Source organism: Hydrocarboniphaga daqingensis (genome assembly GCF_900129825.1).
Classification (GTDB): domain Bacteria; phylum Pseudomonadota; class Gammaproteobacteria; order Nevskiales; family Nevskiaceae; genus Hydrocarboniphaga; species Hydrocarboniphaga daqingensis.
Genome location: NZ_FQWZ01000003.1, coordinates 485,548 through 502,337, shown reverse-complemented (window position 1 = coordinate 502,337; position 16,790 = coordinate 485,548). Strand labels below are relative to the sequence as shown.

The following is a 16,790-nucleotide window of genomic DNA, read 5'->3' as shown; positions in this document are numbered from 1 at the left end:
CGGCGAGTCCCTACATCAGCAGTCGGTACACGTAGTGGTCGACCAGCAGCGCCGAGAAGATGCCCATCAGGTAGACAATCGAATAACCGAAGGTCTTCATTGGCAGGCCGGGCCGCGGCGCGAACTTCATCAGCACGGCGTAGCGCAGGAACACGAAGTTCAGCACCAGCGAAGCCAGCAAGTAGACCGGGCCGCTCATGCCGATCAGATACGGCAGCGTCGTCACCAGCACCAGCAGGATCGTGTACAGCAGCACTTGGGTGCGGGTGAACTCGATGCCGTGCGTCACGGGCAGCATCGGGATGCCGGCCTTGGCGTATTCGTCGCGACGCTCGATCGCCAGCGCCCAGAAATGCGGCGGCGTCCAGATGAAAATGATCAGGAACAGGATCAGCGCATGGGCGTGCACCTCGCCCGTCGCCGCCGCCCAGCCGAGTACCGGCGGCGCGGCACCGGCAGCGCCGCCAATGACGATGTTCTGCGGGGTCGCACGCTTCAGAAACAGCGTGTAGATACCGGCATAACCGACCAACGCGAACTGGGTCAGCAGTGCGGTCAGCGGGTTGACCAGGAACCACAGCATCACAAAGCCAGCCAAGCCGATCACCGTGGCAAAAGCGATCGACTCGGTCATGCCGAGGCGGCCCGTCACCAATGGACGGCCACAGGTGCGCGCCATGTTGGCGTCGATGCCGCGGTCAATGATCTGGTTGATCGCCGCCGCGGACGCCGCCTGCAGCGTGATACCCAAGGTGCCCCAGGCCAACGCCGCGATCGGCGGCAGCAGCGGCACGGCCAGGAACATGCCGATGATCGCCGTGAACACGATCAGCATCACCACGCGCGGCTTGCACAGCTCGTAGTACTCGTTCAGCAGCGAGCCGTTGTCGACCGTCTGGGTCATGGCGTGTTGTTCCGTCCGGCTTCAGATCGTAGGCGCAGAGCGCAGCCGCTGATTCAGTGCGACCAAGCAGGCCAGGAACAAGGCGGCGCCCCCGTTATGCGCCGTCGCCACCAGCAGCGGCAGCTGGTACCAAACCGTTGCAATACCGATGACCACCTGCAAAGCCAGCACCGCGAGCACCGCGTAGCCGAAGCGACGCCACAAGCCGGGCTGACGCAGCAGCGCCACGGCCAACAGCAGCATCGTCACCGTCACCACGGCGGCGCCGATCCGGTGCGTCCAGTGGATCGTCACGCGCGCCCGGTTGTCGAGAATGCCGTACTCGTAATTGATGCCCAGGCCATGCCATAGCTTGTAGGCGGTGGCGTAATCGGTTTCGGGCACCATCACACCATGACAGGTCGGCAGATCCGGGCAGGCCAGGGCTGCGTAATTGGTGCTGGTCCAGCCGCCGAGGAAGATCTGTATCGCCAGGATCACCAGCGCGAACGTCGCAAGCCGCAGCAGCGGACGCGGCGCGTCGACGGCCGCCGGCGCGCGCGTGCTCAACCACAGCCACAGCAGCAGCGAGAACGTCGTCAGGCCGCCGAGCAGATGGCCCGTCACCACCAGCGGTTTGAGCAGCAGCGTGACGGTCCACATGCCGAGCGCGCCTTGGAACATCACCAACCCGACCAACACCCATGGAAGGACGCGCAAGGTTCGCGTCGGGCTTTTCAGCCGCGTGCTGAGAAACGCCAACACGACGATCAACAGACCCAGCGTCGATGCCAGGTAGCGGTGGATCATTTCCTTCCAGGCTTTCGGCGCCTCGACCGGGCGCTCGGGATAGGCTTGTTCGGCCGTAAGCACTTCATGCGCGGCGTCGGGTATGCCGACATGGCCGTAGCAGCCGGGCCAGTCCGGGCAGCCGAGGCCGGCGTCGGACAGGCGCACGTAGGCGCCGAACACGATCACGGTGAAGCACAGGGCCAAAGTGGCCAGATTCAGACGACGAAACCAGAGCATGGGATGGGCACTACCAACGGCGTGAGAGGAGCGCGGCCGCGCTGCTGCGGGCCGCATTTTAGCCGGGCAACGGCGGCACTGCCGGCCGCGCCCGGAACCGGTCGGGACGCTAGCCCGACTGCGATAGCTTCAGCAGTTTTTTCAGATCTTTCTGCAGGCCTTTGAAGTCCGACTGCGTGCCGCGGTCGGGATACAGCATCAAGTAGTTTCCGAGCGGGTCGATCAAGTACAGCGCGTTGGCGTCGCGGCTACCGAAGAACGCTGCATCCAGCCCTGGCGCGTCGGCGCGGAGCAGCAAATCGCCGTGGTCAGCGGCCAGGCGCTGCTGCAGCGCCGGCAGCGCTGCCGCATCGGTGACCAGCAGTACGCGCTGCACGCGTTCGCGGTCGGCGTTGAGCGCGGTGCGCAACTGACGGGTCAGCAACACGCGCTCGCCGCAGGCAGCGTCGCAGTCTGCGCCGCCCAGTTGGAGCACGGTCCATTTGCGGTTCAGTTCGCTGGTGACGGCCTTGCTGCCGTCGGGCAGCGTCCAGCTTTGCTCGGGCACCGGTTTGATCGGCGAAACCAGCTCGCCGTAGTTGGTCGTGCCTGACGGACGCAGGTCAGGGAAGTAGAAATACAGCATCCAGGCGGCGACAAACGGCGTGAAGAACAGCACGGCCAGCAGCAAGAACTGGATACGGCCGGGAACGCGCGAGCGGGTTGCGGGTGTGGCGGCATTCATCGGGGCGAACGTCTCAGGTTGAGCTTCACGAACAGAAACAGCAGCGTTGCGGCAAATGCATACCACTGCGCTGCGTAGGCGTAGTGCCGCTGCGGCGGCACCGAGGCATTGACACGCCAGTCACGAACAAATCCATCGTCCTGATCGGGATCGAGTAGCAGCAGGCCGTCGAGCGGCGGCGCGCCCAAGTCGCCATAAAGACAACGCAGATCGCTTGCCGTCGGGTATTGGACCACGCGCGGCCAACTCGTGCCTGCGCAGGCATCCGCCGCGAAACGCATGCCCGGCTGCGGCAATGGCCGCCACAGGCCACGTACTTCGCGAGTGACATCGTTTACGTCGATCGCCGGCAAGCGGTTGCGATCACCGTCCTGTGCAACCCAGCCGCGATCGACGATCAGCAGCGCACCGTCGGTCAAACGCATCGGCGTCCAAACGCGGTAGCCGGGGCGACCCTCGTTGCCCTGATTGTCGAGTAACAACTGGCGCTGGCTTTGATACACACCGCGAGCGCTCACATGTGGCGCCCGTTGCTCTTCGCCAGCGGACGTCGCGGCCGTCAGCGGCACCGGTGCTTCGCCCATCGATTGGTCCATCACCGCTTGCAGACGGGTTTTGTACCAGCCGCGCTGCATCTGCCAACTACCCAGCGCGAGCAGCAGCGCCAGCGCTGGAATCACCGCAGCAATGGACCACAACGGCGGACGAAATTGCCAGCTCATCGTGCGTTGCAAACGGTCGCACAGCGAGTCGCAGCCGGACTAACATGAGTGCCCTTTCTCGCCGTGATCAGCATGCTCGTCAATCTGCTCATCGTCGTCTTCCTGTTGGCCATACTCGGCTCGCTGTTCGCGGGCGGATACTTCGTCGTGCGCGACCCTAGCAGCAAACGTCGCGCGTTCTGGGCGCTGTCGTGGCGCGTCGGACTGCAACTGGCGCTGCTGCTGTTCCTGATCCTCGCGTTCACGATGGGCTGGATCAAACCGCACGCACTCGGCGGCTAGTGCGAGCGCGGCCGGCGCTGCCCATACGCGCCGGCCGCACTGTCCATCCTTACATCGGCCGCGAGCAGCGCCAGACAAGAAAAAGGCCCGTCAGACGGGCCTTTTTCTTGATTCGTATCGAGGCCTCAAGCCACGTAGACGAAGATGAACAGGCCGATCCATACCACGTCAACGAAGTGCCAGTACCAAGCGACGCCTTCGAAGCCGAAGTGCGAATCCGGTTTGAAGTGGCCCAGCATCAGACGCACGGCAATGATGGCCAACATCAGCGTACCCAGCGTCACGTGAAAGCCGTGGAAGCCGGTCAGCATGAAGAAGGTCGAGCCATAAACGCCGGAGTGCATCGTGAGATTCAGCTCGTGGAACGCATGGACGTATTCGGTCACCTGGAAGTACAGGAACAGGCAGCCCAGAGCGACCGTCACCCACATCCACGCAATGCAAACCTTGCGGTGGTTTTCCTTCAACGCGTGGTGCGCCGCTTCGAGCGTGAAGCCCGAGGTCAGTAGCAGTACGGTGTTGATGAAGGGCAGGCCCCAGGCGCCCACGGTCTCAAACTTGCCGCCGAGCTGGGCGGGACCGTTGGTCGGCCAGGTGTTTTCAAATCCCGGCCACAGGTTGGTGTGCGTGGACAGCTTGGCGCCTTCACCCGACAGCCACGGAATTGACATTTCGCGGGCGTACCACAGCGCGCCGAAGAACGCGGCAAAGAACATGACCTCGGAGAAAATGAACCAGGCCATGCCCATGCGGTAGGTCATACCGACCTGGGTGTTGTACAGGCCGCCTTCGCTCTCCAGGCAGACGCCACGGACCCAGCGGAAGATGATGTAGATCGCCAGCGCGGCGCCGCCGTAGGCCGGAACCGGGCCGAGGCTGTGCTCTTCCAGATAACCCCAGCCGGCGATGATGCAGATCACCAGCGCGAAGGTCAGCACAAACGGCCAGGCCGAGGGCTCAGGAACAAAGTACTTGCCACCGGCCGGAGCGTGGGCGTGATCGGTATGAACTGCGGCTGGCGTCGCCATGTAACTCCTCGAAGTCGCGCTCGTTGCTAACTAACTGTTCGGTGACGCCGCTGCGGATTGGGCCGCGGACTGGGTCACGTCAAAAAAAGTATACGACAGGGTAACGGTATCCACTTCATCGGGAATGTCGCGGTCCAACACGAAACGGACCGGCATCATCTTTTCTTCACCCGCCTTGAATGGCTGGTTGTTGAAACAAAAGCATTCAGACTTGCGCAGGTAGCGGGCGGCCTCGACCGGTGCCACGTTCGGGATCGCCTGCGCCACCAAGTCCGCACTCTCCGTGTTGCGGGCGTGGAACACCACGGTAGCGAACTCCCCCGGATGGACCATTACCGACGACTGCATCGGCTTGAACTCCCAGTTGCGCCCGCCGTTAACCGTGGTCAGAAACTGCACCTTGATCGAGCGGCTGGTGTCGACCGCCGGCACGCCGGATTCGACAACCGCCTCGGTTGAGGTCTTGCCGTTGAAGCCGGCGATTTCGCACAGCGCGCTGTACAGCGGCACCATCGCATAGCCAAAGCCGAACATGCCGAGCACAACCGCTACCAGCGTCAAGGCATTGCGCTTGGCGGAGGTAACGGCGCGCTGGCGGCTGTCCGGCATGGCGACTCAGCGATGCATCTGCGCGTAAACGAAGCCGGCGAGGATCACCACGACCAGCACGACGTGGACGATCGCCAGCGTGACGTTGCGCTTGGCGCGCTTGCGATCGTCTTCGGTCATGGCCGTCACTTAGTGAGCCTTGGCGGTGTCGTGCAGGTTCGAGGTTTCGTCGTCACCGACGTACGGCGGCACTTCGAACGTGTGATACGGGGCCGGCGACGGCACCGTCCACTCCAGACCGTGAGCGCCTTCCCAGACGCGGTCGGTCGCCGGCACACCGCTCTTCGACATGCAGCGCAGCATGTTGAAGATGAAGATGAACTGCGACACGAAGAAGCCGAACGCACCGATCGTGCTGATCTCGTTGAAGTCAGTGAACTGCACCGCGTAATCGGGCACGCGGCGCTGCATACCGGCCAGACCGAGGAAGTGCTGCGGGAAGAACGTGATGTTGATGAACACGGCCGACAGCCAGAAGTGGGTCTTGCCCCAGAACTCGCTGTACATGCGGCCGGTCCACTTCGGGATCCAGTAGTACACGCCGGCCAGGATCGAGAACACCGCGCCCGGCACCAATACGTAATGGAAGTGAGCGACGACGAAGTAGGTGTCGTGGTACTGGAAGTCCACCGGCGCCATCGCCAGCATCAAGCCCGAGAAGCCCCCGATCGTGAACAGGAACACGAAGGCCACGGCGAACAGCATCGGCGTTTCGAACGTCATCGAGCCGCGCCACATCGTCGCGACCCAGTTGAACACCTTCACGCCGGTCGGCACCGCGATCAGCATCGTGCTGAACATGAAGAACAGCTCGCCAGCCAGCGGCATGCCGACCGTGAACATGTGGTGCGCCCACACGATAAAGCTCAAGAACGCGATCGAAGCGGTGGCGTAGACCATCGAGTCGTAGCCGAACAGCGTCTTGCGGGCAAACGTCGGGATGATCGTCGAGACCACGCCGAAGGCCGGCAGGATCAGGATGTACACCTCGGGGTGACCGAAGAACCAGAACACGTGCTGGAACAGCACCGGGTCACCACCGCCGGACGCGGTGAAGAAGCTCGTGCCGAAGTAACGGTCGGTGAGCAGCATCGTCACCGCGCCAGCGAGCACCGGCATCGTCGCGATCAGCAGGTAGGCCGTGATCAGCCAGGTCCAGCAGAACAGCGGCATTTTCAGCAACGTCATGCCGGGGGCGCGCATGTTCAGGATCGTCACGGCGACGTTGATGGCGCCCGTGATCGAGCTGATGCCCATCAAGTGGACGGCGAAGATCAGGAAGGGGAAGCCCTCGCCCATCTGCAACACCAGCGGCGGATACATCGTCCAGCCGCCAGCCGGGCCGCCGGACGGCATGAACAGCGTCGACAGCAGCAGCGCGAACGCGAAGGGCAGAATCCAGAAGCCCCAGTTGTTGATGCGCGGCAGCGCCAGATCCGAGCAGCCGATCTGCATCGGCACCATCCAGTTGGCCAGGCCGGTGAACGCCGGCATGACACCGCCGAAGATCATCACCAGCGCGTGCAGCGTCGTCATCGAGTTGAAGAACTCGGGATGCACGAACTGCAGGCCCGGATGGAACAGTTCCGCACGAATCACCAGCGACATCAGGCCGCCGATGAAGAACATCGTGAATGCAAACACCAGATACAGCGTGCCGAGGTCTTTGTGATTCGTCGTTTTGATCCAGCGCATGATCCCCTTCTCGGGACCGTGATGCGCATGATCGTCATGCAGATGCGTGGTGTGATCGGTGTGAGCCATGGTGTAACTCCGTAAATCTCGAAACGACTGATGTTCGTGGTGCGTAGCGTTCGGACGTTGGGGCTGCTTGCTTATTTGCGAGCGGCAGCGACGTCGGCAGCCTGAACGATCTCACCCTTGTTGCCCCAGGAGCTGGCAACGTAGGTCAGCACGCCGGCGATGTCGTCATCGCTGAGCTGGCTGAACGGCGGCATCATGTTCTTGCCTTTCAGCACTTGGGCAATCGCACCGGCCTTCGGTCCGGTCGCGACCTTGCTACCGACCAGAGCCGGGAACGTCGGCGGCATGCCGGCACCGGTCACCTGGTGGCAGGCAGCGCAATTGCCCTTGTAGACCTTCTCACCATGAGCAACGAGGTCTTCCTTGGATTTGCCGGCAGCAGCTGCCGGAGCGGCAGCGGCCGGAGCCGGCGTGACGGCCGCAACTTCGACCGGAGCCTCTGCAGCAGGGGCTGCGTCAGTCATCGTCGCTGCAGCGGGCATCACGCTGGTGGTCGCAGCAGCGGCGACCTGCTCGCCACCGCCCTTCTTCTCGGCCAACCAGGCCTTGAACTCGTCTTCCGGCAGCGCCTTGACGACGATCGGCATAAAGCCGTGGTCACGGCCGCACAGTTCGGCGCAGACGCCGCGGAACGTGCCCGGCTCGTCGATCTTGGTCCAGACTTCGTTGATGTAGCCCGGGATCGCATCCTTCTTGACGGCGATCTGCGAAACCCACCACGCGTGGATGACGTCGTTGGACGTGATCAGGAAGCGAATCTTCTTGCCCACCGGCAGCACCAGGGGGTTGTCGACGTCGACCAGATAGTTGTCGACCGTGTTGACGTCGACGCCCGACTGCAGTTGACGGGCCTTGTTGGACGTCTTGGCCAGCGTCGAGAAGTAGGAGACGTCTTCACCGACGTACTCGTACTGCCATTTCCACTGGTAGCCGGTGACCTTGATGCTGAGGTCGGCGTTGCGCGTGTCGTCCATCTTGACCAGCGTGGCCGCGGCCGGGATCGCCATTGCGACGAGAATGAAGAACGGAATGGCGGTCCAGATGATTTCGACCGTGGTCGACTCATGGAATTTGGCCGCCACGGCGCCCTTGGATTTGCGGTGCGCGAACACTGAGTAGAACATCGCGCCGAACACGACGACGCCGATGACCACACAGATCCAGAACACCATCATGTGCAGACCATGCACTTCGTGGCTGATCTCGGTCACGCCTTCGGGCAGGTTCCATTTGGCGCCGGTATAAGCGAGCGCCGAACCGCTGGCGAGTAGAGAGCTCATCAGAGCGGCGAACCGCGCCAACCCCAGCATCTTCTGCATGCGTCTAATCTCCAAAAGGCTTGCCGACGGGCTCGACGTCCCGATCGGTGGCGAGTGGCCGGCCCCACGCCGGCTTCACTGACAACACTTGCTTGAGTCGCGCGGCGAGTGCCACGCGCTCTTCATCTGTCACACAGCGGGCGATGCGTACCCGTTGTCCCGAACAGCACACCATCAACCGGTTGGGATCGTTGCGGCGATAGCCGGCTTCGATCACCACCCGCGCCCACAAGCGCGGGAACTCGACACTGGACTTGGCGCCGCCCCGGCCTTCTGGCCCGGCCAACCCAAACTCGATCCGCACACGGTCATCGTCGATGCTGACCACTTCGCGGTAGCGGTTACGCTTCAAGCTGACCCAGACCGCCGCCGTCACCGCCATCAGCTCCGCGCCGGCGAACGGCAATACGGGCCAGAAACCGATGTAGACGCAGACCAGAGCCACCGTCAGTGCCAGCGCGCTCAGCGAGCCGAGAAACCATACCGCGCCCCGGAAATCGAGGGACGCATTGGGCCCAATAACGATGCGCGTGGTCTGCATGGCGTGACGTGTGACCTGGGGATACAGACAACACATTCGAGCCCGGCGATTGTAGTGGATGCGGCCATCGGCAGCCAAGCATTGTCGGCATCCGGGATGGGCCGCGGACGCTTATCGATCGGCACCTTCCACGGCCTGCGGCCACCGGGCCAGCAGCGCGTCGATCAGGGCGCCGCCGACGTCGTCAGCCCGCGCGCCCGCCGGGACGCGAACCAGCGGCGGCGAACCGATTAGGCGGACCAGCGTGGCCACATTGGCCTCTAGCGCGTCTTGCGCGGGAGGCAGTTCGTTGGCGACCCAGCCGAGCAGCGGCACGCCGCGCTGGCGGATCGAATCGACCGTCAGCAGCGCATGATTGATGCAGCCCAGCCGCATGCCGACGACCAGCAGCACTGGCCAGCGGTGCGCGCTGACCCAGTCGGCAAAGCTCAGGCGATCGGTCAGCGGCACCTGCCAGCCTCCAGCGCCTTCGACCAACAGCAGCCGGTGGCGGGCCTGCAAGGCGGCGGCGCCGCGATCGAGGACGGTGGGGTCGATCGGCCGCCCCGCCTGCTCGGCTGCGATATGCGGTGCCAGCGGCGGCTCATAGGCACAGGGATTGATCGCCTCGTAGGGCTCGTCGACACCGGATGCCGCCAACAGCGCCAATGCGTCCTCGTTGCACAGAGCGCCGTCGGCATCGCGGTCGCAACCACTGGCAACCGGCTTGTAGCCGCAGGCGTCGATACCGCGCGCGCGGGCCGCGGCGAGCAACAGACTGCTGACGTAGGTCTTGCCGACACCGGTATCGGTGCCGGTCACGAATAACGTGGCCATCAGCTCAACGACTCCTTACGGATTGACTTGGTCGAGGACGGTCAAACTCTGAGCCAGGGCGTCGAGCAGACCGTCGATCTGCGCCGCGTCGTGGGCGGCCGACAGCGTGATGCGTAGCCGAGCCGTGCCCCTCGGCACGGTTGGCGGGCGGATCGCCGCAACCCAGTAGCCGCGCTCCATCAGTTCGCGGGACAGACGCAGCGCGCGCGCATCCTCATGGACGATCACCGGCTGGATCGGCGTTGCCACGGCACGCTCGCTGATCGGCAGCCCGCGGTCGCGCGCCCCGCGCACGAAGCGGTCGATATTGGCGAGCAGCCGGCCGCGCAACTCGGGTTCGCTGCGGATAATGCGCAGGGCTTCGCGGGCAGCGGCTGCGATCGCCGGCGGCGGCGCCGTCGAAAAAACCCAGGTGCGGGCCCGCTGCACCAGATACTCGATCAGCGTCTCGGACCCGGCGACCAAGCCGCCCGCGCAGCCCAGCGACTTGCCCATCGTGGCCATCAGCACGTCGGGCTCGATGCCGAAATGCTCGGCGCTGCCACGGCCGGTGGCGCCGAGCACACCCAGACCGTGCGCGTCGTCGATCATCAGCGCGGCACCGGTCTGATGCGTCAGCTGGCGCAAGGCCGGCAGGTCGGCGACGTCGCCGTCCATGCTGAAAACCCCGTCGGCCACCAGCATTGCAAAACGGCCATCGAGCGCGGCTCGCTGCAGCGCAGCGCGGTAGCCATCGACATCCGCGTGGGCGACGCGCTGGTAGTCGGCGCCACTGGCGCGGGCGCCGTCGATCAACGAGGCATGGTTCAACTCGTCGGCAATGACCACGTCGCCGCGACCGAGCAAGGCCTTCAACACGCCGACGTTGGCGGCCCAGCCGCTCGAAAACAACAGCACGCGCGGCCGGCCTAGAAACGCGGCAAGTTCTTCTTCGAGCGCGCGGTGTTCGGTGTTGTAGCCGCTGATCAGCGCCGACCCGCTGCTGCCGGTTCCACTGCGGTCGAGCGCGCGCATCGCCGCAGCCGCCAGCCGGGGATCGGACGCCAGGCCCAGGTAATCGTTGCTGCAGAAGTTGATGCAGTCGCGGCCGTCGACGCGCATCTGCACGCCGTGAGCGCCGTCGACGCTGCGACGCACCCGATAGAGGGAGCGCTCGCGCAGGTCATCCAGCACCGGCGCCAGCCGGGAGTCGAGAACGCTCATCGCCAAACTCGGGGGATGGCGCCGGGAACGGCCGACCGCCTCAGGCCGCCGCCGCCTCGGCCGCTGCCGGCGCGTGGTGGTCGCAAGCGACCGGGCAGGCGTGGGCGTCGCCGATAGCGACCTCGGTCGTGACCTTGCCCTCGATCGACATGCCGAGCCGCGCGATCAACGCGCGGTCACGGACGTTCTGAGGGTTTTCGGTGGTCAGCAGCTTGTCGCCGTAGAAAATCGAGTTGGCGCCGGCCATGAAGCACAGCGCCTGAAGTTCGTCGCTCATCTCGGTGCGCCCGGCCGACAGCCGCACGGCAGCGCGCGGCATCGTGATCCGCGCCACCGCGATCGTGCGCACGAAGTCGAGCGGATCGAGCTTGTCGCCGCCGTTGAGCGGCGTGCCTTCGACCTGCACCAGATTGTTGATCGGCACGCTGTCCGGATGCGCCGGCAGCGTCGCCAGCTGGCGGATCAACTCGCTGCGGTCGTGCTGCTGCTCGCCCATGCCGACGATGCCGCCGCTGCAGACCTTCACGCCGGCGGCCCGCACGTGCTCCAGCGTCTGCAGCCGGTCTTCGTAGGTGCGCGTGGTGATGATTTTTTCGTAGTACTCGGGCGAGGTGTCGAGGTTGTGGTTGTAGTAGTCCAGACCGGCATCGGCCAGGCGCTTGGCCTGATGGTCCTTCAACATGCCCAGCGTCACGCAGGTTTCCAGACCCAGCGATTTGACCTCGCGGACCATGGCCTCGACCTTGTCCAGATCGCGATCCTTGGGACTGCGCCAGGCGGCGCCCATGCAAAAGCGCGTCGCGCCGCCGGCCTTGGCTTCGCGAGCGGCCTCGACCACGGCGCGCACCTCCATCAGCGGCTCCTTGGCCAGGCCGGTTTCGAAGCGCACCGACTGCGGGCAGTACGCACAGTCTTCGGGGCAGGCGCCGGTCTTGATCGACAGCAGCGTCGACAGCTGCACGGTGTTCGGCTGGTGGTAGCGGCGATGCATCTGCTGGGCCCGGAACATCAGATCCATGAACGGCAGGTCAAACAGGGCCTGCACCTCAGCGCGGGTCCAGTCGTGGCGGATATCGTCGGCGGCGGCAGCTTGCGTCATGGCCTGTTTCGGTCGGGTCGCGGGAAGCCGTCAGTGTCCTTAGCCGCCACCGGAGATGTCAACCTGCGAATGATCGATCCAGTTGACAACTGCCGGCAGCTGCTCGCGCTGATCGCCCCGCCCCGCTGCCTGTTCTGCGGCCTGCGACCACATGCGGCCGCCGTGAACACCGTGGAGGGCTGCTGCCCGGGCTGCCGGCGCGATCTGCCCTGGAACCTGGAAGCCTGCCCCGGTTGCGCGCTGCCCTCAGCAGGCGCCCAGCGATGCCGGCGCTGTCGCGAGCGCCCCGCCCGCTTCGACCGCGCGTGGACCGCCTTCGATCTGGCCGAGCCGGTGCACGCCAGCCTGCTCGGGCTCAAGTACCGGGCCCGGTTCGCCGACGGCCGCGTGTTGGCACAGCTGATGGCGCAAGCGCTGCGCGACGACGGCCGGGCCTTGCCGGACTGCCTGTTGCCCGTGCCGCTGCACTGGAGCCGGCTGATGCGCCGGGGCTATAACCAGGCTCAGCGGATCACCCGCGTGCTGTCGGCGGAACTCGGCGTGCCGATGGACGAGTCCTTGCTACGGCGCCGGCGGCGCGGCCGAGACCAGATCGGTCAGAGCGCCGCCGCGCGACGCGCCAATCTTCGCGGCGTGTTCGAGGCTCGCGGCAGCCTGCAGGGACGGCGGATTGCGCTGGTCGACGATGTGATGACCACCGGCGCGACGTTCGACGAGCTGGCGCGGGTCTGCCGCCGCGCCGGAGCGGTGGACATCGAAGTCTGGGCGGTGGCGCGGACCCGGCTCGCCTGAGCCGGGACCTCAGCGCAGATGGCGGTCGAGGAACGTCAGCGCCGCATCGACCGCAGGGCCGTCGGTCAGAAACGCCAGGATATGACCGCGTCCGCGCAGCACGAACAGTTCGTTGGGCACGTCGGCCGCAGCGAGCAGCTTCTGATAGTCCTCGGCATGGTCAATCGGCACCAGCGCATCGGCGCCGCCGTGGTACAGAAACACCGGCGGATCACCCGCGTTGACGTAGCTGACCGGCGACGCGGCGCGATATTCGGCCGGCTTCTGGCTGCGGTTGCCGCCGATGAACTGCGGCACCAGCTTGCCGGCTGGCCATTTGCTCAGATCGGTCGGCGTTCCGCCGGCAACGACCGCCTTGATCGCGGCTCCAGGCTGGCCCAAGGGCCCGGCTTCGCCGATGCCGCCAAGCAGCGCCGCCAAATGGGCACCGGCCGAATAGCCGAATGCACCGATGCGGGTCGGATCGATCCGGTAGGTCGCGGCCTGCGCGCGCATCCACAACACGGCCTGCTGCACGTCCTGCAGCTGCGCCGGAAAGATCGCGCCCGGCGCCAGTCGATAGGTCGTGTTCACCGCGACATAGCCACGGCGCGCGATGCGCTCGGCCAAGCCTTTGACCTGAGCCCGGTCACCGCTTTCCCAGCCACCGCCGTGAATCACCAGTACGGCCGGGAACGGGCCCTCGCCTTCGGGAACATAGACATCGGCCAGCAGCGCCGCGGGCCAGCCCGGCGGCGTGAACACCTGGTCGCGGCGAATCTGGTAGCTGCTGTCGATCCGCAGCGGAGCCGGGCCGTCGGGGCGTCCTTGGTGGATCGTGCAACCCGTGGCGCCGAAGGCGGCGGTCAGCAACAGGCTTAGCAAACGGTACAAGGCAAGCTCCAGCGTCGGGAATGCACCCTTGTACGGCCGGCCCGCCGGGGCGGACGCAGCGGCCCCACTAGCGCAGCGCCAGCAGCAGGCCGACGAACACCAGCGCGCCAAAGCGGTTGTTGCTCAAAAATGCCTGGAAACAGACCGCCGGAATCCGGTCGCGTGTAATCCAGGCTTGATGCAGCACGGTGACCAGTGCAGCGGCAAGGCCCGCCGCGTAAGGCCAAGCCAAGTCGCGCAACAGACCGACGGTCAGCAGCAATCCCAGAGCAAGCAATTGCAGCGCGATCACCGCTGCGCGGTCGTAGCGTCCGAAGAAAATGGCGCTGGATTTGACGCCAATCTTCAGATCGTCATCGCGATCGGCCATCGCGTAATACGTGTCGTATGCCACCACCCAACAGAAGTTCGCCGCCATCAACAGCCCGGCTTCAAGCAGCGGCACCCGTTGCTGCACGGCTTGGTACGCCATCGGAATGCCCCAGGAAAACGCCAGGCCCAGCACCGCTTGCGGCACGCTGATGTAGCGCTTCATGAACGGGTAGATCGTGGCGATCGCCACCGCCGGCACCGACCAGTACAGCACCGGCACGTTATGTAGCGACGCGGTCAGGCCGAAGGCGATCAGCGCCAGCACCACGGCGAGGCGTATCGCCTGCTGCGGCGCCACCAAGCCTGCGGCGATCGGCCGGCTCGCGGTGCGCGCCACGTGCGGATCGAAATCACGATCGGCCAGATCGTTGACGACGCAGCCCGCCGCGCGCATCAGCACCGTGCCGAGCACAAACACCAGCAGCACCGGCAACGGCGGCAGTCCGCCAGCTGCCAGCCACAAGGCCCACAGCGTCGGCCACAGCAACAGGTAGATGCCGATCGGGCGGTCGAAACGCATCAGGCGCCAATACAGCGCGAGCTGTTCGGCCACCGACGGAGCAGGAGACGGGTTCATCGGCATCGTGTGTGATCGGCCCTTGGGCGGAGACGGGCGCTAGACCTGCCCGTACTTTTCGACATCGCCGACCCAGCGCGCAATCAAGCGCTGGGCATCAAGCGGGTAACGCTCCAGCCAGTCGTCGGCCAGTTGTTGCAACGGCGGAATCAGCGCCTGGTCACGAACCGGGTCGGCGATGCGCAAGCCGATCACGCCGGTTTGGCGACGGCCGAGAATTTCGCCGGGACCGCGCAGCTCCAAGTCGGCTTGGGCAATCCGGAATCCATCCGTCGTCGAGCGCATCGTCTCGAGGCGGCTCTTGGCGGTATTCGACAGCGGCAGCTGATACAGCAGCACGCACTGGCTGGCCGTGGCACCGCGCCCGACGCGGCCGCGCAACTGGTGCAACTGCGCCAAGCCGAGCCGCTCGGCATTTTCGATGACCATGATGCTGGCATTGGGCACGTCGACACCGACTTCGATCACCGTGGTCGCCACCAGCAGCTGCGTGTCGCCGTTCTTGAAGTCGCGCATCTGCGCGTCTTTTTCATCGGACTTGAGACGGCCGTGGACCAGGCCGACGCGGATGTCGCTGAGCTCGGCCTTGAGCCGCTCGGCCGTCGCTTCGGCCGCTTGCGCGTCGAGCTCCTCGGATTCTTCGATCAGCGTGCACACCCAATACACCTGGCGGCCGGCGCGGCAGGCGTCGGCGATCCGCGTCAGCACCTCGTCGCGCTTGACGTTGTTGACGACCACGGTCGTCACCGGCGTGCGGCCGGGCGGCAATTCGTCGATCACCGACACGTCCAGATCGGCGTACACCGTCTGCGCCAGCGTGCGCGGGATCGGCGTCGCCGACATGATCAGCTGATGCGGCGAGCTGCCCTGCGGCCCCTTGTCGCGCAAGGACAAGCGCTGCTGCACACCGAAGCGGTGTTGCTCGTCGACCACGACCAGCGCGAGCCGGTCAAAGGCCACGCTTTGCTGAAACACCGCGTGCGTGCCGACGACGATCGGCGCTGCGCCGCTCGACACGCGTGCCAGACGCTGCTCGCGCTCGCTCTTCTTCATCTTGCCGGCCAGATATTCGACGTCGATGCCCAGCGGCGTGAACCAGCGCGACAAATTGGCGTAGTGCTGCTCGGCCAGCAGTTCGGTTGGCGCCATCAGTGCGCTCTGGTAGCCGGCACGCGCCGCGGCCAGCATCGCGGCTGCCGCGACCACCGTCTTGCCGCTGCCGACATCGCCCTGAACCAACCGCAGCATCGGCCGGCGCGCTTCGAGGTCGCGGGCGACGTCGCCGATGACGCGTCGCTGTGCGCCGGTGAAGCGGAACGGCAGCACCGCTTCGAGCGCATCGGCGCTGGCCGGCAGATCGCCCAGCGACGGCGCCGGCCGCGTCCGCACCTGGCGCCGCAGCAGCCGCATGCACAGCTGGTGCGCCAACAGCTCTTCGCGGATCAGCCGCTGCTGCGCCGGGTGCGTGCCTTCGATCAACAGCGTCGCATCGGCGGCACCGGCCGGCGCGTGCAAGCTGCGCAGCGCCGGCAGCGAATCCGGCGCCGGAAGGCCAGGCAGCTGGGCGGCGAGATGCACGTCGGTCGTCGCCAGCCGCAGCGCGGCTTCGATCAGTCGCCGCAATCGAGGCTGGGTGATGCCGGCCGTCAGCGGATAAACCGGCGTCAGCGCGTCGGACGTCTGGAACGCATGCTCGTCGTCGGCAACGCGGTATTCGGGATGGACCATTTCCGGCCCGCTGCTGCCGAAGCGCACGCTGCCGTAGGCCTGCACCCAGCGCCCGGCCGCAAACGCCGCGCGCTGGCCTTCGTTGAAATGAAAGAAGCGCAGCAACAAGCCGCGACCTTCGTCGGACAGCACGACGCGCAGTTGCCGGCGGCCGGCATAGCGCACATCGGTGATTTCGACCCGCGCACGCACCAGCGCGTCCTGGCCGTCGACCAGGCTGGCGATCGGCGTCAGCCGGCTGCGGTCCTGATAACGCTGCGGCAGGTGAAACAGCAGATCGCCGATGGTTTCCAGGCCGAGGTTGCGCAGCGAACCGGCGATCTGCGGTCCGGCCGCGGGCCAGTCGGCCAGCCGCGTCCGTAGGTCGATGCGCGGCGGCTGCGCGGCGACCGGCTTGGCACGGGCCTTGGCGGCGCGGGTGCCCAGATC

At 65.6% G+C, this 16,790-nt stretch carries 17 protein-coding genes; 2 read left to right on the top strand and 15 right to left on the bottom strand.

The annotated features are described in order from the left end of the window. Positions 1 to 10 precede the first annotated feature (10 nt). From cyoE to BUB09_RS08220, 4 genes are all read right to left on the bottom strand, one after another. Positions 11 to 904 carry a heme o synthase gene (gene cyoE / locus BUB09_RS08235; RefSeq protein ID WP_072896486.1) on the bottom strand — a complete coding sequence of 298 codons (894 nt, stop codon included), beginning with the start codon at positions 902 to 904 and terminating at the stop codon, positions 11 to 13. 21 nt (positions 905 to 925) lie between these two features. Continuing rightward, positions 926 to 1,912, bottom strand: coding sequence for a COX15/CtaA family protein (locus tag BUB09_RS08230; protein WP_072896484.1), 987 nt, complete (start codon positions 1,910 to 1,912; stop codon positions 926 to 928). Positions 1,913 to 2,021: 109 nt separating this feature from the next. Further along, on the bottom strand, positions 2,022 to 2,636 hold the full coding sequence (locus BUB09_RS08225) for a redox-active disulfide-containing membrane protein (RefSeq protein WP_072896483.1): 615 nt from the start codon (positions 2,634 to 2,636) through the stop codon (positions 2,022 to 2,024). Then, positions 2,633 to 3,358: an SURF1 family protein gene (locus BUB09_RS08220; protein WP_072896481.1), complete on the bottom strand. Its 726-nt coding sequence runs from the start codon at positions 3,356 to 3,358 to the stop codon at positions 2,633 to 2,635. Before BUB09_RS08220 ends, BUB09_RS08225 begins: the two co-directional genes overlap by 4 nt. 48 nt (positions 3,359 to 3,406) lie before the next feature. Between BUB09_RS08220 and BUB09_RS08215 the strand changes: the two genes are divergently transcribed. Beyond that, the gene (locus tag BUB09_RS08215; protein ID WP_245793191.1) at positions 3,407 to 3,640 is read left to right on the top strand and encodes a twin transmembrane helix small protein; all 234 of its coding nucleotides are present in this window, start codon (positions 3,407 to 3,409) and stop codon (positions 3,638 to 3,640) included. Between the two features lie 125 nt (positions 3,641 to 3,765). Here BUB09_RS08215 and BUB09_RS08210 read toward each other — a convergent pair whose 3' ends face one another. From BUB09_RS08210 to bioB, 8 genes are all read right to left on the bottom strand, one after another. Next, complete coding sequence (locus tag BUB09_RS08210; protein WP_072896479.1) at positions 3,766 to 4,668, bottom strand: cytochrome c oxidase subunit 3; 903 nt, start codon at positions 4,666 to 4,668, stop codon at positions 3,766 to 3,768. Between the two features lie 30 nt (positions 4,669 to 4,698). Then, positions 4,699 to 5,277, bottom strand: coding sequence for a cytochrome c oxidase assembly protein (locus BUB09_RS08205; RefSeq protein ID WP_072896477.1), 579 nt, complete (start codon positions 5,275 to 5,277; stop codon positions 4,699 to 4,701). Positions 5,278 to 5,406: 129 nt separating this feature from the next. Beyond that, on the bottom strand, positions 5,407 to 7,041 hold the full coding sequence (gene ctaD / locus BUB09_RS08200) for a cytochrome c oxidase subunit I (protein ID WP_072896476.1): 1,635 nt from the start codon (positions 7,039 to 7,041) through the stop codon (positions 5,407 to 5,409). Positions 7,042 to 7,112: 71 nt separating this feature from the next. Further along, positions 7,113 to 8,321 carry a cytochrome c oxidase subunit II gene (gene coxB, locus BUB09_RS08195; protein WP_245793190.1) on the bottom strand — a complete coding sequence of 403 codons (1,209 nt, stop codon included), beginning with the start codon at positions 8,319 to 8,321 and terminating at the stop codon, positions 7,113 to 7,115. Between the two features lie 43 nt (positions 8,322 to 8,364). Then, positions 8,365 to 8,901, bottom strand: a complete 537-nt coding sequence (locus BUB09_RS08190; protein ID WP_072896473.1) for a DUF2244 domain-containing protein — start codon at positions 8,899 to 8,901, stop codon at positions 8,365 to 8,367. A gap of 111 nt (positions 8,902 to 9,012) precedes the next feature. Then, positions 9,013 to 9,717, bottom strand: coding sequence for a dethiobiotin synthase (bioD, locus tag BUB09_RS08185; RefSeq protein WP_084083258.1), 705 nt, complete (start codon positions 9,715 to 9,717; stop codon positions 9,013 to 9,015). Positions 9,718 to 9,732: 15 nt separating this feature from the next. Beyond that, positions 9,733 to 10,920, bottom strand: coding sequence for an 8-amino-7-oxononanoate synthase (gene bioF, locus BUB09_RS08180; protein WP_072896470.1), 1,188 nt, complete (start codon positions 10,918 to 10,920; stop codon positions 9,733 to 9,735). Between the two features lie 40 nt (positions 10,921 to 10,960). Beyond that, positions 10,961 to 12,019, bottom strand: coding sequence for a biotin synthase BioB (gene bioB, locus BUB09_RS08175; protein WP_072896468.1), 1,059 nt, complete (start codon positions 12,017 to 12,019; stop codon positions 10,961 to 10,963). Positions 12,020 to 12,052: 33 nt separating this feature from the next. On the opposite strand from bioB, the gene BUB09_RS08170 reads away from it, so the two are divergent. Next, a complete protein-coding gene (locus BUB09_RS08170) occupies positions 12,053 to 12,811 on the top strand; it encodes a ComF family protein (protein WP_139250193.1) in 759 nt (252 codons plus the stop codon). A 9-nt stretch (positions 12,812 to 12,820) separates the two neighbouring features. On the opposite strand, the gene BUB09_RS08165 is transcribed toward BUB09_RS08170, so the two are convergent. From BUB09_RS08165 to recG, 3 genes are all read right to left on the bottom strand, one after another. After that, entirely contained in the window at positions 12,821 to 13,684 is an 864-nt protein-coding gene (locus BUB09_RS08165) for an alpha/beta hydrolase (protein ID WP_084083257.1), read from the bottom strand. Between the two features lie 67 nt (positions 13,685 to 13,751). Continuing rightward, complete coding sequence (gene ubiA / locus BUB09_RS08160; protein WP_072896465.1) at positions 13,752 to 14,633, bottom strand: 4-hydroxybenzoate octaprenyltransferase; 882 nt, start codon at positions 14,631 to 14,633, stop codon at positions 13,752 to 13,754. 39 nt (positions 14,634 to 14,672) lie between these two features. After that, positions 14,673 to 16,787 (bottom strand): ATP-dependent DNA helicase RecG, encoded by a 2,115-nt coding sequence (gene recG, locus BUB09_RS08155; RefSeq protein WP_072896463.1) that lies wholly within the window; start codon positions 16,785 to 16,787, stop codon positions 14,673 to 14,675. Between the last annotated feature and the right edge of the window lie 3 nt (positions 16,788 to 16,790).

What these genes read in the sequence shown, in the direction of transcription:
- cyoE (WP_072896486.1), bottom strand. Translation starts at nt 904, where the DNA reads ATGACCCAGACGGTCGACAACGGCTCGCTGCTGAACGAGTACTACGAG.
- BUB09_RS08230 (WP_072896484.1), bottom strand. Translation starts at nt 1,912, where the DNA reads ATGCTCTGGTTTCGTCGTCTGAATCTGGCCACTTTGGCCCTGTGCTTC.
- BUB09_RS08225 (WP_072896483.1), bottom strand. Translation starts at nt 2,636, where the DNA reads ATGAATGCCGCCACACCCGCAACCCGCTCGCGCGTTCCCGGCCGTATC.
- BUB09_RS08220 (WP_072896481.1), bottom strand. Translation starts at nt 3,358, where the DNA reads ATGAGCTGGCAATTTCGTCCGCCGTTGTGGTCCATTGCTGCGGTGATT.
- BUB09_RS08210 (WP_072896479.1), bottom strand. Translation starts at nt 4,668, where the DNA reads ATGGCGACGCCAGCCGCAGTTCATACCGATCACGCCCACGCTCCGGCC.
- BUB09_RS08205 (WP_072896477.1), bottom strand. Translation starts at nt 5,277, where the DNA reads ATGCCGGACAGCCGCCAGCGCGCCGTTACCTCCGCCAAGCGCAATGCC.
- ctaD (WP_072896476.1), bottom strand. Translation starts at nt 7,041, where the DNA reads ATGGCTCACACCGATCACACCACGCATCTGCATGACGATCATGCGCAT.
- coxB (WP_245793190.1), bottom strand. Translation starts at nt 8,321, where the DNA reads ATGAGCTCTCTACTCGCCAGCGGTTCGGCGCTCGCTTATACCGGCGCC.
- BUB09_RS08190 (WP_072896473.1), bottom strand. Translation starts at nt 8,901, where the DNA reads ATGCAGACCACGCGCATCGTTATTGGGCCCAATGCGTCCCTCGATTTC.
- bioD (WP_084083258.1), bottom strand. Translation starts at nt 9,717, where the DNA reads ATGGCCACGTTATTCGTGACCGGCACCGATACCGGTGTCGGCAAGACC.
- bioF (WP_072896470.1), bottom strand. Translation starts at nt 10,920, where the DNA reads ATGAGCGTTCTCGACTCCCGGCTGGCGCCGGTGCTGGATGACCTGCGC.
- bioB (WP_072896468.1), bottom strand. Translation starts at nt 12,019, where the DNA reads ATGACGCAAGCTGCCGCCGCCGACGATATCCGCCACGACTGGACCCGC.
- ubiA (WP_072896465.1), bottom strand. Translation starts at nt 14,633, where the DNA reads ATGAACCCGTCTCCTGCTCCGTCGGTGGCCGAACAGCTCGCGCTGTAT.